Origin of the sequence: Pseudomonas fluorescens (genome assembly GCF_003732425.1) — a bacterium.
GTDB classification, from domain to species: domain Bacteria; phylum Pseudomonadota; class Gammaproteobacteria; order Pseudomonadales; family Pseudomonadaceae; genus Aquipseudomonas; species Aquipseudomonas fluorescens_BE.
Genome location: NZ_MOBX01000003.1, coordinates 812,148 through 827,276 on the forward strand (window position 1 = coordinate 812,148; position 15,129 = coordinate 827,276).

11 protein-coding genes and 2 riboswitches are annotated in these 15,129 nt (G+C 61.4%); of the genes, 7 read left to right on the plus strand and 4 right to left on the minus strand.

The genetic code is table 11. The features are described from left to right. The first annotated feature begins 152 nt into the window (after positions 1-152). From BK670_RS06510 to nfuA, 3 genes are all read left to right on the plus strand, one after another. The gene (locus BK670_RS06510; RefSeq protein WP_123449095.1) at positions 153-2,459 is read left to right on the plus strand and encodes a fatty acid cis/trans isomerase; all 2,307 of its coding nucleotides are present in this window, start codon (positions 153-155) and stop codon (positions 2,457-2,459) included. A gap of 179 nt (positions 2,460-2,638) precedes the next feature. Continuing rightward, positions 2,639-3,661, plus strand: a complete 1,023-nt coding sequence (locus tag BK670_RS06515) for an acyltransferase family protein (protein ID WP_123449096.1) — start codon at positions 2,639-2,641, stop codon at positions 3,659-3,661. A gap of 57 nt (positions 3,662-3,718) precedes the next feature. Continuing rightward, positions 3,719-4,303 carry a Fe-S biogenesis protein NfuA gene (gene nfuA, locus BK670_RS06520; RefSeq protein WP_123449097.1) on the plus strand — a complete coding sequence of 195 codons (585 nt, stop codon included), beginning with the start codon at positions 3,719-3,721 and terminating at the stop codon, positions 4,301-4,303. 165 nt (positions 4,304-4,468) lie between these two features. Here the strand turns inward: nfuA and cobM are convergent, their stop codons facing one another. The 4 genes from cobM to BK670_RS06540 form a co-directional block, all read right to left on the minus strand. Beyond that, entirely contained in the window at positions 4,469-5,215 is a 747-nt protein-coding gene (cobM, locus tag BK670_RS06525; RefSeq protein WP_123449098.1) for a precorrin-4 C(11)-methyltransferase, read from the minus strand. An 81-nt stretch (positions 5,216-5,296) separates the two neighbouring features. Then, complete coding sequence (locus BK670_RS06530; protein ID WP_123449099.1) at positions 5,297-5,710, minus strand: cobalamin biosynthesis protein; 414 nt, start codon at positions 5,708-5,710, stop codon at positions 5,297-5,299. After that, positions 5,707-6,405, minus strand: a complete 699-nt coding sequence (locus tag BK670_RS06535) for a CbtA family protein (protein ID WP_123449100.1) — start codon at positions 6,403-6,405, stop codon at positions 5,707-5,709. Before BK670_RS06535 ends, BK670_RS06530 begins: the two co-directional genes overlap by 4 nt. Before the next feature lie 11 nt (positions 6,406-6,416). After that, complete coding sequence (locus BK670_RS06540) at positions 6,417-6,614, minus strand: CbtB domain-containing protein (RefSeq protein WP_123449101.1); 198 nt, start codon at positions 6,612-6,614, stop codon at positions 6,417-6,419. 123 nt (positions 6,615-6,737) lie between these two features. Beyond that, positions 6,738-6,959, minus strand: a riboswitch (cobalamin riboswitch). 948 nt (positions 6,960-7,907) lie between these two features. Continuing rightward, positions 7,908-8,119, plus strand: a riboswitch (cobalamin riboswitch). A 99-nt stretch (positions 8,120-8,218) separates the two neighbouring features. Between BK670_RS06540 and cobW the strand changes: the two genes are divergently transcribed. The 4 genes from cobW to BK670_RS06560 all read left to right on the plus strand — a co-directional run bounded on the left by cobW (position 8,219) and on the right by BK670_RS06560 (position 15,031). After that, positions 8,219-9,289: a cobalamin biosynthesis protein CobW gene (cobW, locus tag BK670_RS06545; protein ID WP_103485159.1), complete on the plus strand. Its 1,071-nt coding sequence runs from the start codon at positions 8,219-8,221 to the stop codon at positions 9,287-9,289. Between the two features lie 3 nt (positions 9,290-9,292). Beyond that, a complete protein-coding gene (gene cobN, locus BK670_RS06550) occupies positions 9,293-13,141 on the plus strand; it encodes a cobaltochelatase subunit CobN (protein ID WP_123449102.1) in 3,849 nt (1,282 codons plus the stop codon). A gap of 223 nt (positions 13,142-13,364) precedes the next feature. Further along, positions 13,365-14,366: a magnesium chelatase ATPase subunit I gene (locus BK670_RS06555; RefSeq protein ID WP_123449103.1), complete on the plus strand. Its 1,002-nt coding sequence runs from the start codon at positions 13,365-13,367 to the stop codon at positions 14,364-14,366. Continuing rightward, positions 14,348-15,031, plus strand: a complete 684-nt coding sequence (locus BK670_RS06560; RefSeq protein WP_185036738.1) for a vWA domain-containing protein — start codon at positions 14,348-14,350, stop codon at positions 15,029-15,031. Before BK670_RS06555 ends, BK670_RS06560 begins: the two co-directional genes overlap by 19 nt. Positions 15,032-15,129: the final 98 nt, after the last annotated feature.

A 15,129-nucleotide genomic window follows, 5' to 3' on the forward strand; every position in this document is an offset into this window, starting at 1 on the left:
GGACTACTCGGAAAGACCATTACGAAGGAGCGGGATCATAGCAAACCTGTGCGGTTTTAGAGCATGCGGAGCTTTTGCATGAATATCGCTCATGTTGGTACGCAAGTCATAAGGTAGAATCGCGGCGTTTTTTTAAAATCGGGATCAGCAGCATGTCTTACCGCGTCATTGGTTTTGTGTTGCTGTTTCTCAGCTGGGGCGCCGTGGCGCAAGAGCCAGCGACTGCACCTGCCATTTCTTCTTCGATTTCGTACGTCCGCGACATTCAGCCAATCTTCACCGAGAAGTGCGTGGCCTGCCACGCTTGCTACGACTCCGCGTGCCAGCTCAATCTCGGCAGTGGTGAGGGTGCGGCCCGTGGCGCGAGCAAAATGCCTGTGTATGACGGCGAGCGCACTAAAGCGGCGCCGACTACGCGACTTTTTTACGACGCTTTCGGCAAGCGCGCCTGGCAGCAGAAGGACTTTTATTCGGTACTTGATGCACAGGGCAGCCAGGCAGCGTTGATGGCACGGATGCTGGAACTGGGTCATAGAACCCCGTTGCAGCCCAACGCCAAATTGCCGGAAGACATCGTGCTGGGCCTGAACCGCGAGAATATGTGTGCGATGCCCGCCGAGTTCGAAGGTTACGCCGGCGCGCATCCTAAAGAAGGCATGCCACTGGCAGTCACCGGGCTGACCGATCAGCAGTATCAGACCTTGCAGCGCTGGCTGGCCTCGGGGGCGCCGATTGACGAACAAGGCCTGGCGCCAAGCGCCAAAGAGGCGTTGCAGATCGTCCAGTGGGAAAACCTGCTCAATACTCCCGGCGCGCGGCAAAGTCTGGTCGGGCGCTGGCTGTATGAGCACTGGTTCCTCGCGCATATCTATTTCAAGGACGGCGAGCCGGGGCATTATTTCCAGTGGGTGCGTTCACGCACACCGACCGGGCAGCCAATCGACCTGATTGCCACCCGCCGACCGAACGACGATCCGGGCACTCAGGTGTATTACCGCTTGTGGCCGGTGCAAGGGGTGATCGTACACAAGACCCACATCACCTACCCGCTGAGCGCGGCGAAGATGGCGCGGGTGAAAAGCCTGTTCTACAGCGGCAACTGGCAGGCCAACGCTTTGCCCGGTTACGGTCCGCAGAGCCGCGCCAATCCATTCGCCACGTTTGAGGCGATTCCGGCGCAGGCGCGTTACCAGTTCATGCTCGATAACGCCGAATACTTCGTGCGCACCTTTATTCGCGGCCCGGTGTGCCGCGGGCAAATCGCGACCGACGTTATCCGCGACAACTTCTGGGCGTTGTTTCAGGCACCGGAACACGACCTCTACATCACCGACCCGACCTATCGCGGCCAGGCTACGCCGCTGTTGGCCATGCCGGGGCAGAACGACGATGTCGGCAGCGTGTTGAGCCTGTGGCACAACTACCGCAACAAACGTAACGAGTACGAGGCACTGCGCCGCGACAGCTACGCCGATGTGCCTGCGCCGAGCTGGTCGACTCTGTGGGCCGGCAACGACAACGCGTTGCTGAGCATTTTCCGCCACTTCGACAGTGCTTCGGTGACTAAAGGCCTGATCGGCGAGGTGCCACAGACAATGTGGCTGTTCGACTATCCGCTGCTCGAACGTACCTATTACCAGTTGGCAGTCAACTTCGATGTGTTCGGCAATGTCTCGCATCAGGCGCAAACCCGTCTGTATTTCGACCTGATCCGCAACGGTGCCGAGCAGAACTTCCTGCGCCTGATGCCCGCCGATTCCCGCGAGGGTTACCTCGACGATTGGTACCAGAACAGCGGCCAGTTCAAGATGTGGCTCGATTACGAGGCGATTGACGACGATAAGCCGACGGCGCTGAAACTCGACGAGAAAGACCCGAAATACGACTTCGCCATGCAATTACTGGCGCGTTACGGTGATCTCAATGCGCACCCTGATCCGATCAATCGCTGCGACGGCGCTTACTGCTCGCGGCCGAATATCGACCCGGCGCTGCAAAATGCCGAGCAGGCGCTGAGTCGCCTGACCTCGCGCCCGGCGGCCGGTTTGAAGGTGATTGACCAGCTGCCGGAAGCGACGATGCTGCGCATTGAAACCGCCAACGGCAAACGCGAGGTCTACAGCCTGTTGCGCAACCGCGCGCACAGCAACGTGGCGTTCCTGCTCGGCGAGTCGCTGCGTTATCAGCCTGGGCTCGACACGCTGACCATTTCTCCGGGCGTGCTCAGCAGCTATCCGAACTTCATGTTCAACATTCCTGCCGATCAAGTGCCGGAGTTTGTTGATGCAATGGAAAACGCCAAGGATGCCAACCGTTTCGAGAAAATCGTCGAACGTTGGGGGATTCGCCGCAGTCATCCGCAATTCTGGTTCTATTTCCACGATCTGAGCCAGTACCTGCACGAAACCGACCCGGTGGAAGAGGGCGTGCTGGACATGAACCGCTACCAGAATCTTTGATCGTTTGAGGCGAGGCTGCTGTCCCATCCATTAGCAACACCGCAAATACCCTGTAGGAGCTGTCGAGTGAAACGAGGCTGCGATCTTTTGATCTTTCAGAATCAAGATCAAAAGATCGCAGCGTGCCGCAGCTCCTACAGGGATTGAGGTGGATTTGAGGGTGAGGACGGGAGCAGGTGATGTTGATTTCAGTGCAAGCCCTGCGTGCGCTTGCGGCGTGGACGGTGGTTTGTCACCACTTCATGCAGATTTTCTTCGACTTCCAGGCGCGCGGGCCGATCGGGCAACTGTTTATCGACAAAGGCGCGGTGGGTGTCGATGTGTTCTTTGTCATCAGCGGTCTGGTGATTTTCCTCTCGACCGAAAACAAACCGCTGCCGCCCGCGCGTTTTCTGTTGTATCGGCTGTTTCGCATCGTCCCGGCGTATTGGCTGTACACGCTGTTGATGGCGCTGCTGGTGGTGTTCGCCCAACCATTGCTGCCGGATCAAACCGTGGATTGGGGGCATCTGCTGCTGTCGTTGCTGTTCATTCCTACCGAGAACCCCGGCGGTTACGGCCTCTATCCGACGCTGAATGTCGGCTGGACGCTGAATTACGAAATCCTGTTTTACGTGCTGTTTGCCTGGGCGCTGCTGTTTCGCTTGCAGGTGCGTCTGCTGGTAGTCGCCGCGTTGCTGTTTTCGGTGTGTCAGGCCTGGACCGGGTTTGGCTGGATCAGCGAGTTCTATCGCTCGGACATTGTTTATGAGTTTCTGCTGGGGATCGGCATTGGCATGCTCTATCGGCGGGGCTGGATCGGCCCCGGTTTTTGGCTGCCGCTGGCTGCCATCGTCGCGGCACTGCTGACGATCTATCACTTGGCTCCGGCGCCGAGGCTGCTCAACTGGGGCGTTCCGAGCGCGGTGTTGGTCATGGCGTGTATCTCCCTTGAGCGTTATGTCGAGCGCAGTCGTGTGCTCAAGCTGCTCGGCGATTGCTCGTATTCGGTGTACCTGATGCACGTGCTGGTGCTGTCCGCCGGCGGTTATCTGGCCCGACGCTACGCTATCAATCCGTATGTGATGTTTATGCTGTGCGTGCTGGCCATCGGCGTCGGCTCCTGGTTTAGCTACGAATGGGTGGAAAAACGCAGCTATCGCTGGCTCAAGGCACGAATCGACGACACGCCTGACGAGAATCTTTCCCGACAAAAATACTAGGACTTTGTCCGGCGCAACGATTGGCGTAAACTGCGCCCAAGCCTGCGAGGAGTTTCCATGACCGCTATTACCATTACCGACGCCGCCCACGATTACCTGGCTGATCTGCTCTCCAAGCAGAACACCCCGGGCATCGGCATCCGCGTCTTCATCACCCAGCCTGGCACCCAGTACGCCGAAACCTGCATTGCCTACTGCAAGCCGGGCGAAGAAAAACCTGAGGACACCGCGCTGGGGCTGAAAAGCTTCACCGCTTATATCGAATCGTTCAGCGAAGCGTTTCTCGATGACGCCGTTGTCGACTACGCCACCGACCGCATGGGCGGCCAGCTGACCATCAAGGCGCCAAACGCCAAAGTACCGATGGTCAACGCCGACAGCCCGGTCAACGAGCGCATCAACTACTACCTGCAAACCGAAATCAACCCGGGGCTGGCCAGCCACGGCGGTCAGGTCAGCCTGATCGATGTGGTTGAAGACGGCATTGCCGTTCTGCAGTTCGGTGGCGGTTGCCAGGGCTGCGGCCAGGCGGACGTAACCTTGAAGGAAGGCATCGAGCGCACCTTGCTCGAGCGTATTCCTGAGCTGAAAGGCGTTCGCGACGTGACCGACCACACGCAGAAAGAAAACGCCTACTACTAAGGTGTTCGCTGCGAGGTAAAACGGCGTTGTGGCGAGGGAGCTTGCTCCCGCTTGACTGCGAAGCAGTCACAACCCGGACAATGCATTTTCCCGTGATGAATGGGTTGTCCGGGTTTGGGATCGCTACGCGATCCAGCGGGAGCAAGCGCCCTCGCCACAATTGCTTCAGGGTCTGTAGAGGTGAGCATGCCCCGCGCGATACAACGATGACTCGCTGAACACTTCACTGCCCAGCACCCGGCCCACCAGAATCAACGCCGTACGCCGAAACCCTTTGGCCGCAACCTTCCCGGCAATATCCGCCAGCGTCCCCACCACCCAATCCTGATCTGGCCACGTCGCCCGGTGAATCACCGCAATCGGGCAATCCGCACCGTAATGCGGCAGCAGCTCCGCCAGAATCTTGTCCAGATGATTGACCCCCAGATGAATCGCCATGGTCGCGCCATGCTGCGCCAGGCTGCCCAGCTCTTCGCCCGCCGGCATGGCGGTTTTATCGGCGTAGCGGGTCAGAATCACGCTTTGCGACACGTCCGGCAACGTCAGTTCCGCACCCAGCAACGCCGCACAGGCTGCGGTGGCAGTCACGCCCGGAATGATCTCAAACGGAATATTCAACTCACGCAGATAACGAATCTGCTCTCCAATCGCGCCATACAGACTCGGATCGCCGGAATGTACCCGCGCCACATCCTGACCCTTGGCATGCGCGGTCTTGATCAGTTCGATGATCTGTTCCAGGTGCAGTTCGGCGCTGTTCACCACCGTTTCAGCTTGATGGCCGTCGAGCACCGTCGCCGGCACCAGCGAACCTGCGTAGATAATCACCGGGCAGCTGCGGATCAGCCGCTGGCCTTTGACGGTGATCAGTTCCGGGTCGCCGGGGCCGGCGCCAATGAAGTAGACGGTCATCGTTAAATCCTGAGTAAAAGAGGGCATGACCGCGTTGCAGATGAACAACGCTCATGATCAATGGCGGGGATTATCGGGATTTTACGCCGCGCCGGCCAATGCCAACGTGGCCTGAGCGTATTTCTGCCGGGAAATCAGCAGTTTTGCCGGGGCTTGAATCAGTTGTTCGGCGAGGGCCAGTGCCGCACTTTCGGCGACGCCATAGCAACCGGTGCGTTCGTAAGCGATTTGTGAATGGTGACTGAGCCGCTGTTGGTAGCTGGCCAACTCGTCACTGCTGAAGTACAGCAAGGGCAGGGCCAGTTGTGCAGCAAGTTCTTGCAGGCCCGGCTCGTCACGCTTCAAGTCGATGCTGGCCAATGCCTTCACCGCCTCAAGCTCAATGCGATGCGCCTGCAACGCTTGATCGAGTAACGCGCGCAGCGTGCTGGCCGGGCAGCCGCGTTGGCAGCCCAGACCGACCACAAAGGTCGGCACTGCGCGGTCATCGGTCATACGTGGTATTGACCATCGCTTTTGCGGCGGAACAACCAGGCACTGATCAGGCCCAGGGCCAACCAGAAAGCCACGTTGGTCAACTGCGAAGCGATTTTGAACTGAGCTTCCAATGCCTCCGGCGCGAGCATCGAATGCACTTCCGGTTGCGGTGCGCCGATCACATGGGGCACGGCGAGGATGGCCACACCGAGGATTTTCATCAGCCAGTGACGGCCGAACACGATAAGGGCCAGGCCGACAGCGGTAGAGGCGGCCGTACCGATCCACCACGTCTGCCGCGAAGCCAGATCGGCCGCAGCGGTGCCGGGCAGTTCAGGCGGCAGGCCCAAGGTCGGTGCAAGCACGAAAGTCGCATAACCGGCCAGGCCCCAGAGCAGGCCCTGCGAGGTCTTGGTCGGAGCGCGCAGGGTGTACAGGCCCGCGAGCATCAGGGCGAAACCGACGGCCACTACCAGATTGCCACCCGTGGTCGAAACCACACGCTGCCAGCCGTTTTCCGGCTCCCAGGCTTCGGCATCGTGGGTGTGCGCAGCCACGCCAGCGGCGTGTTCGTGAACCGCCACCGGCTCGGACTTCTCGAAGGTTTCAGCCTGCAGAATCAACGGGGAAACCCAGAAGCTTTGCAGCAGGGTGAGGAGCAGGGCGGCCAGCAGACCGGTGAAGCCTGCGGTTTGCGCAATACGCTTGATCATGTCGGCAAGCCTCAGTGGCACGGGAACGCGGCGCTGTGGCGGGTATCGTGGGCGGCGTTGTGTACCGCTTCGATGTGTGAGAAACCGGCGAAATACACCAGGCTGGCGCCGAGGATCGACGCGAAGATAGCGGCGGTCAGGCGTTGGCTCAGGGTGGTGGTGCTGGCGATTTTGTCCGTGTTGTTGCCGGTGCTGCTGATGATCGACATGGCGCTTCCCTCTGGAGTGTCAGTGGGTGAATAGAGCGCATGAAAACCCCTGCGGGTCGGGCTCGCAGAGGTTCGAACAGCGCCCGCCCACCGCGGGTTTGTTATGTTCAGCGCCGCACAAATGCGGGCTGTGTGTTGCGGGCCGGTCTCCGGGCTCACGAGGGGTTGGCGTCAGGCCGACCTGCAAGCGTCACCTTCCCATGCCGTGCTGGCACAGTGGATCTGACGCTTCGCTCGCTTACCGTTGCGGGGGCAGCACCGGACTGACATGGGCTTGAGTAAAGCACATGATTCACCGGTTTCCCGTTTCACCCTGTGAAGGGCACCCGTAACAAGGTCTGTAGGAGAGCATGGGGTTGGGTTTTTAGTCAATTTTTTGGGGTGGGTCCGTTGCTGCGGGTGTGGCTGATTACGGTTCCGCCCTTACGGCGGGTCACTTTTGGCAAACGCCCCAAAAGTAACCAAAAGGGCTTGCTCCTACGTGCGGCCCGCTCGCTGGGGCTCGGGGTTCCTTCGCTCCGGGATCGATCCGGGCGCAGCGTCTCCGGTTTGCTTCGCTGCACCTACTCTCGCTGTGTTTGGCTTCGCCAAACGGTCGCTGCGCTCCCACGCCCGGATCAATCCCTCCACTCAGCCTTCCGACGTCGCCCGCGGATCAAGATCAAAAGCAGGCGAGCTGACACTCGGCCTATTGAGTGGTGAAGAGCGGGTGTTCGGCTTTGGTTCGGTGTTGGATTATCCCCTTACCTCAACCCTCTCCCGAGGGAGAGGGCGCCGATTTTTGGGCTTTTCAACATTTGAGTTCAAAGCGGTGTCGCACGTCGGCGTATCTCCCCCAAACACCTCGATCAGTCCCCGCTCCCTACGGTCGGTCCAACGTTTCGGAAGGGCTAGGGTGAGGGGCTTTTGATCTGGCTTTTGATCTGGCTTTTGATCTGGCTTGTGATCTTGCTTTGGCTTTGGCTTTGGCTTTTGATCTTTTGCCCCATCGGCAGGCCGAGCGAAGGTGTTCATCCGGGGGTTAGGCGCGCAGCGCCGTGCGGCGTAGCCGCATACATCGAGAGGAGGTGCAGCGAAGCAAACCGTAGGCGATGCCCCCGGATGGACACCGTAGCGAGGGAACACTGAGCCTCAGCGAAGTGCCGTACGCCAGGGGCAAAGCCTTTTGGTTCCTTTTTGGCGTTTGAAAAAGGGACTCGCTGTAAGAGCGAAACCGCCAGCGGCGGCAACCGAAGCAACGGATATGCTCACGTAACCAAAACCCAACCCCATTGACCCGTAACCACCCGATGCGTAGCCTTGCGCATTCGAGGTTCTTCGGCCGTTGCCGAAGCTAAGAAGGGAACGCGGTCAATGCCGCGGCTGCCCCCGCAACTGTGAACGGTGATGTTCGCTGCCACGCCACTGCCAGCTCAACTGACGAGCCAGCGGGAAGGCGCAGCAAACGCCAGGCCCCGCGCCTGAACACCGTCAGCCAGGAGACCTGCCTCGTCACAGATTCTCACTACAACCGGGCGGGGTGATCCGGTGGCGAACGCTTCCGGCGCGCACGCGCGTGGCCGGTTCTCGTCCCGTATGCCCGCCGCTTGCCAAAGGGCATACCGATGAAAACACTGGCCAAACTCCCCGTCACCATCGTCACCGGCTTCCTCGGTTCGGGCAAAACCACGCTGCTGCGGCACATGCTCGACAACGCGCAGGGCCGTCGCATCGCGGTGATCGTCAACGAGTTCGGCGAGTTGGGCATTGACGGTGAAATCCTCAAGCAATGCACCATCGGTTGCACCGAAGAAGAAGCCACCGGCCGCGTTTACGAGCTGGCCAACGGCTGCCTGTGCTGCACCGTTCAGGAAGAGTTCTTCCCGGTGATGCGTGAACTGGTCGCGCGTCGCGGCGACCTCGACCACATCCTCATTGAAACCTCGGGCCTGGCCCTGCCAAAACCGCTGGTGCAAGCCTTCCAGTGGCCGGAAATCCGCAGCGCCTGCACCGTTGACGCAGTGATCACCGTGGTCGACAGCCCGGCCGTCGCTGCTGGCACCTTCGCTGCGTTCCCGGACCAGGTCGACGCCCAGCGTAAACTCGACCCGAACCTCGATCACGAGTCGCCGCTGCACGAGCTGTTCGCCGACCAACTGGCCAGCGCCGACCTGGTGATCCTCAACAAGGCCGACCAGACCAGCGCGGAAGATCTCGCGCGGGTCCGCGCCGAAGTCGCCGAAGAGCTGCCGCCAGCGGTGAAAATCATCGAAGCCAGCAATGGCCGCTTGCCGCTGGACGTGCTGATCGGCCTCGGCGCCGGTTCCGAGGAACACATCGACAGCCGTCACAGCCATCACGATCATCACCACGACGGTGATGACGATCACGACGACCACGATCACGACGCTTTCGATTCGATCTCCATCGAACTGCCGCAAGCCGATGAAAGCCTGCTGCTCGACGCGCTGACGCAACTGGTGGTCAAGCACGGCATCCTCCGTGTCAAAGGCTTCGCGGCGATTCCGAACAAGCCAATGCGTCTGCTGATCCAGGGCGTGGGTACGCGTTTCGACAAGCATTTCGACCGTCAGTGGGGCGCCGATGAAGCACGCGTGACGCGTCTGGTGCTGATCGGCCAGGAACTCGACGCCGCCCAACTCGAAGCGCAACTGCGCGCCGCGCTCAGCGTTTAAGCCATGCACCTGCTCAGGACCCAGCCCGGCGGTTTCGTCTCGGATGACAACATTGCCGACCTTGGCCAAACCCCCGCCGAGCTGGTGATCCTGTGCAGCGGCGACTCCAGCCTCGCGCTGCTTGCCGAAGCCGCGCAGCAATTGCCCGAAGATTACCCGAGCCTGCGTCTGGCCAACCCGATGCAGGTGCAGAATCACGCATCGGTCGATCTGTACGTCGACGAAGTGCTGCGCCACGCCAGGGTCATTTTGATTTCGCTGCACGGCGGTATCGCTTATTGGCGCTACGGCGTCGAGCGCTTGGTCGAGTTATCCGAGCGCGGTGTGCAGGTGATTCTGGTGCCGGGCGATGACCGTCCCGATCCGGAACTCAGCGACCTGAGCACCGTTAACGCCGTGGATCGTGATCGCCTCTGGCAGTTCTTGCGTCAGGGCGGTCTGGGCAATGCGCTGGATTTCTTCCGCTGTCTGGCCAACCGTTGGCTGGCTCGCGATTACGCTTGGGAAGAACCGCAGACGCTGCCGCGCACGGCGATTTACCATCCGAACAAAACCTCCGCCGCACTGAGTGACTGGCAAACCGAATGGCTGCCGGAAAACCCGGTGGCGGCGGTGCTGTTTTACCGCTCGCATTTGCAAGCGGCGAACACCGCGTTTATCGATGTGTTCTGTCAGCGCTTGCAGGCGGCGGGGCTGAATCCGCTGCCGATCGCCGTGGCCAGTTTGAAAGAACCCGGCTGCCTGGCGGTGGTCGAGGATTGGCTGGATGAAGTCGAGGCGGGGGTGATTCTCAACACCACCGGGTTTGCCCAGTCCAGCCCTGAGGCACCGCACTTGCGGCCGTTTCGCCGCAATATCCCGGTGATTCAGGCGATCTGCGCGCAGGACAATGAACCCGGCTGGCGCGACAGCGAGCAAGGCCTCGGCCCGCGCGATCTGGCCATGCACATTGCCTTGCCGGAACTCGACGGGCGCATCATCAGCCGGCCGATCAGCTTCAAGGATCTGGCCTGGCGCAGCGAGCGCAGCCAATCCGATGTGGTCTGCTACCGCGCACAACCTGAGCGCATGGATTTTGTCGCCGAACTGGCGCGGCGCTGGATCGATCTGGCGCGAGTGCCGAATGGCGAAAAACGCATTGCGCTCATCCTTGCCAACTACCCGACCCGCGATGGCCGCATCGGCAACGGTGTCGGTCTCGACACGCCGGCAGCGGCGCTGAATATCCTGCGAGCGTTGCAGGCTGAGGGTTATCCGCTCACGGCTGAGCTGCCGAGTAGCGGCACCGAGTTGATCCAGCAATTGCTCGGTGGCGTCAGCAACGATCTCGACACGATTGATCTGCGCCCGTGCCAGCAAAGTCTGGCAATGGACGCTTACCTGACGATGTTCAACGCGCTGCCGGAAGCTAATCGCAGCGCTGTGATCGAACGCTGGGGCGCTCCGCAAAACGATCCGATGTGCCGCGACGGCCGGATGATGATTGCCGGTCTGCGCTTTGGCCTGACCTTCGTCGGTATTCAACCGGCGCGCGGTTATCAGGTCGATCCGAGCGCGGTCTACCACGACCCGGATCTGGTGCCGCCGCACGCTTACCTGGCGTTCTATTTCTGGTTGCGCAACACCTATGGCGCCCACGGCGTGATCCACGTTGGCAAGCACGGCAACCTTGAATGGCTGCCGGGCAAAGGCGTCGGTCTTTCGGAGAACTGCTGGCCGGACGCGTTGCTCGGTCCGCTGCCGAACATTTATCCGTTTATCGTCAATGACCCGGGCGAGGGCGCGCAGGCCAAACGGCGCACGCAAGCGGTGATCATCGACCACTTGATGCCGCCGCTGACTCGCGCCGAAACCTACGGCCCGTTGCGCAATCTGGAGCTGCTGGCCGACGAGTATTACGAAGCGCAGCTGCTCGATCCGCGCCGCGCCCGTGAGTTGCAGCGCGACATTCTGCAACTGGTGCGCGAGACGCAGATCGACCGCGAACTGCAACTCGATGCCGCGCTGGACAGCGACGCCGATGCGGCGATCTGGCTGCCGCGCCTCGATACCTATTTGTGTGATCTGAAGGAATCGCAGATTCGCGATGGCTTGCACATTTTCGGCGAGTCGCCGACGGGACGTTTGCGTATCGACACGTTGCTCGCGCTGCTACGGATTCCACGTGGCGATGGCAAAGGCGCGCAGTCGAGTCTGTTGCGCGCATTGGCCAAAGCGTTCGAACTGGGTTTCGATCCGCTCGATTGCGCGCTGGCCGATCCCTGGACTGGCCCGCGCCCCGAAGCACTGCAAGCGCAAAGCGATGAAGTCTGGCGCACCGCTGGCGACACCCGCGAGCGCCTCGAGCTGTTTGCCGCAGCGTTGATCTCCGAATCCCTACAAATCCCTTGTGGGAGCGAGCCTGCTCGCGAAGACGGAGTGTCAGCCGACATCAATTTACCTGGCACACCGCTTTCGCGAGCAGGCTCGCTCCCACAGGACCCGGGGTGGTCTGATGTAAATGTGATCATCCAGTCTCTGCGCGAAGTCGTGGCCCCACGCCTGGACGCTTGCGGCCCAGCGGAAATGCGCGGCCTGCTCGACGCCCTCAGCGGTCGCTTCGTCCCCGCCGGCCCGAGCGGTGCACCCAGCCGAGGTCGCCTCGACGTCCTGCCCACTGGCCGTAATTTCTACTCGGTGGACGTGCGCAACCTGCCGACCACCACCGCATGGCGCATCGGTTTCCAGTCCGCCACATTGATTCTTGAGCGTCACCTGCAAGACCACGGCGATCACCTGCGCCAGCTCGGATTATCCGTGTGGGGCACCGCGACCATGCGCACTGGCGGCGATGACATTGCGCAGGCCATGGCGTTGATGGGCGTTCGTCCGGTGTGGGCCACGGGCAGTCAGCGCGTCGATGATTTCGAGATTCTGCCGCTGAGCTTGCTCGATCGTCCGCGCGTCGATGTCACGCTGCGAGTCTCCGGTTTTTTCCGCGATGCATTTGCCAATCTGATTCGCCTGTTCGATGCGGCGGTGCAGGCAGTAGCGGCACTCGACGAGCCGGACGATCTCAACCCGTTGGCGGCCAAAGTACGAGCCGAGCGCGAGGCGCTGTTGCAATCGGGCCTTGATGAGGACAGCGCGCGACGTCAGGCCGGATGGCGGATCTTCGGTGCCAAACCCGGCGCGTACGGCGCAGGCGTGCAGGGCGCGATCGACGGTCGCTTGTGGCAGAGCCGCGAAGATCTCGCTGAGGTTTATCTGAATTGGGGTGCTTACGCCTACGGCGGTGCCGACGAAGGCACCGCTGCGCGCGAGCAGTTCGTGCAGCGCCTGAGTCAGGTGCAAGCGGTGCTGCAGAATCAGGACAACCGCGAGCACGACCTGCTCGATTCCAATGATTACTACCAGTTCCAGGGCGGCATGCTCGCAGCGGTGGAAAGCCTGCGCGGCGAAGCGGCGGCGAGTTATCACGGCGATCACAGCCAACCGGATCTGCCGAAGATTCGCACCCTGAAAGAAGAGCTGAACCGGGTGATTCGCTCGCGAGCGGTCAATCCGAAATGGATCGACGGGGTCAAGCGCCACGGCTATAAAGGCGCGTTCGAAATGGCCGCGACGGTTGATAACCTGTTTGCCTTCGATGCGACGACGCAGTTGATCGACGATCATCAGTACGCATTGCTCGCGGATGCCTATTTGCTTGATCCTGCCACCCGGGAATTTGTTCGCGAGCATAATCCGCATGCGCTGCGGGACATGACCGAGCGAATGCTTGAGGCACAGCAGCGCGGGATGTGGCAGGAACCGGGGGCTTATAAAGAGGCGCTGGAGAATCTGCTGCTGGATATTGAGGAAGATATGTAGCCGTTCAAAAGCTACCCTCACCCCAGCCCTCTCCCGGAGGGAGAGGGGGCCGATTTGTGTTGGCTTTGAGGCCTGAGTTCAACTCGATAATTCAGGTCGGCGTACCTCGAAAGAACACCTCGGTCAGTTCCCTCTCCCTCCGGGCGAGGGCCAGGGTGAGGGCCACCCCGACTGACACACCACCACACCAAGAACACCCAAGACCACGACAGAGAAAACCCAAATGACCGACACCCCGCATTTCCCCCTCTCCGCCGTGGTCGGCGCCGATGACCTGAAACTCGCCCTGTGCCTCACCGCCATCGACCCGAAAATCGGCGGCGTGTTGATCGAGGGCCCGCGCGGCATGGCCAAATCCACCCTGGCCCGTGGCCTGGCCGATCTGCTCGCCAGCGGTCAATTCGTCACCTTGCCGCTGGGCGCCACCGAAGAGCGTCTGGTCGGCACCCTCGACCTCGACGCTGCGCTGAGTGACGGGCGCGCGCAGTTCTCGCCGGGCGTGCTGGCCAAGGCCGACGGCGGCGTACTCTATGTCGATGAGGTCAACCTGCTGCCCGATCACTTGGTGGACCTGCTGCTTGACGTGGCTGCCAGCGGCACCAACCTGATCGAGCGCGACGGCATTTCCCATCGGCATTCGGCAAAGTTCGTGTTGATCGGCACGATGAACCCGGAAGAGGGTGAGTTGCGTCCTCAGCTGCTCGACCGCTTTGGCTTGAACGTCGCCCTCAGCGGCCACACGGCACCGACCGAGCGCGGGCAGATCATTCGTCGGCGCCTGGATTTCGACAGTGACCCGCAAGCGTTTTGCGCACAGTGGCAAGCCGAGCAGCAAGCCTTGCGCGCGCGTTGCGAACACGCTCGCGGCGCCTTGGCCAATATTGCGCTGGACGATGCCGCATTGGCGCAGATCACCGAGCGTTGTTTCGCCGCCGGGGTTGATGGTCTGCGTGCCGACCTGGTCTGGTTGCGCGCCGCACGTGCCCATGCAGCCTGGCGCGGAGCTGAGGTGATTGGCGCAGAGGATATCGACGCCGTGGCCGAGTTTGCCCTGCGCCATCGGCGCCGTGAGCAAGCGCCATCGAGTCCGCCGCAACCGACACAAGCGCCGGCCGACGCTCAGGCTTCACCGAACGAAGGGCAAGGGCAGTGGGGCGACATGCCGGCGCCTGCGCTCGCCACCGGTGCCCGTCGCGAAGTGCCGAGCTGGCCAAAAAAGCCTTAGGCATTCGCCCCCGATCCGACGCGGGGGCGAATGCCAGACCCCGCGCCGGTCGGCTGGACAACGGGCGCCAAGGCAAACGCCATACCGCCCGCAGCGGTACGGTGAACTGGCCGGGCACGTTACTCAACGGGCGGCCTCGGACGCGTGAAGATCTGCTGTTTCAATTGCGCACGCGTTCACCGCATGAACTGTGGCTGGTGATCGTCGATGCTTCGGCGTCGACGCGGCGCCATCAGGCTTTGAGCGATGCCAAAGGTCTGCTCGCGCAACTGTTCGACGACGCTTACCACCAACGGGCACGACTGGCCTTGCTGACGGCCAGTGGTTCGGCACCGAAATGGCAGGTGCAGGGATTGAAGGCGTCCAGCGGCTTGGGTGTCTGGCTGGAGGCCCTGGGTGCAGGCGGCGGCACACCGTTGCTGGCGGCGCTGGTGCAGGCCGGGCAGTGGCTGGCGGTGCGGCGCAAGCGCTTTCCTGCCGAGCAGCAACGCTTGCTGCTGGTGACTGATGGGCGTTTGAAACAGTGGTCGGGGTTGCCGGCGCTGGAGTGTCCGGGGTTGTTGATCGATATCGAACGTGGGCCGATTCGGTTGGGTCGGGCCAAGGATCTGGCGACGGCGCTGGATGCCGAGTATCGACATATCGATGAGCTGATTTCGATCTGACGGTTTCGGCGATTGATCGGCCGTCTTCGCGAGCAGGCTCGCTCCCACCTTGGAATGCGTTCCCCTGTGGGAGCGAGCCTGCTCGCGATTGCATCGAC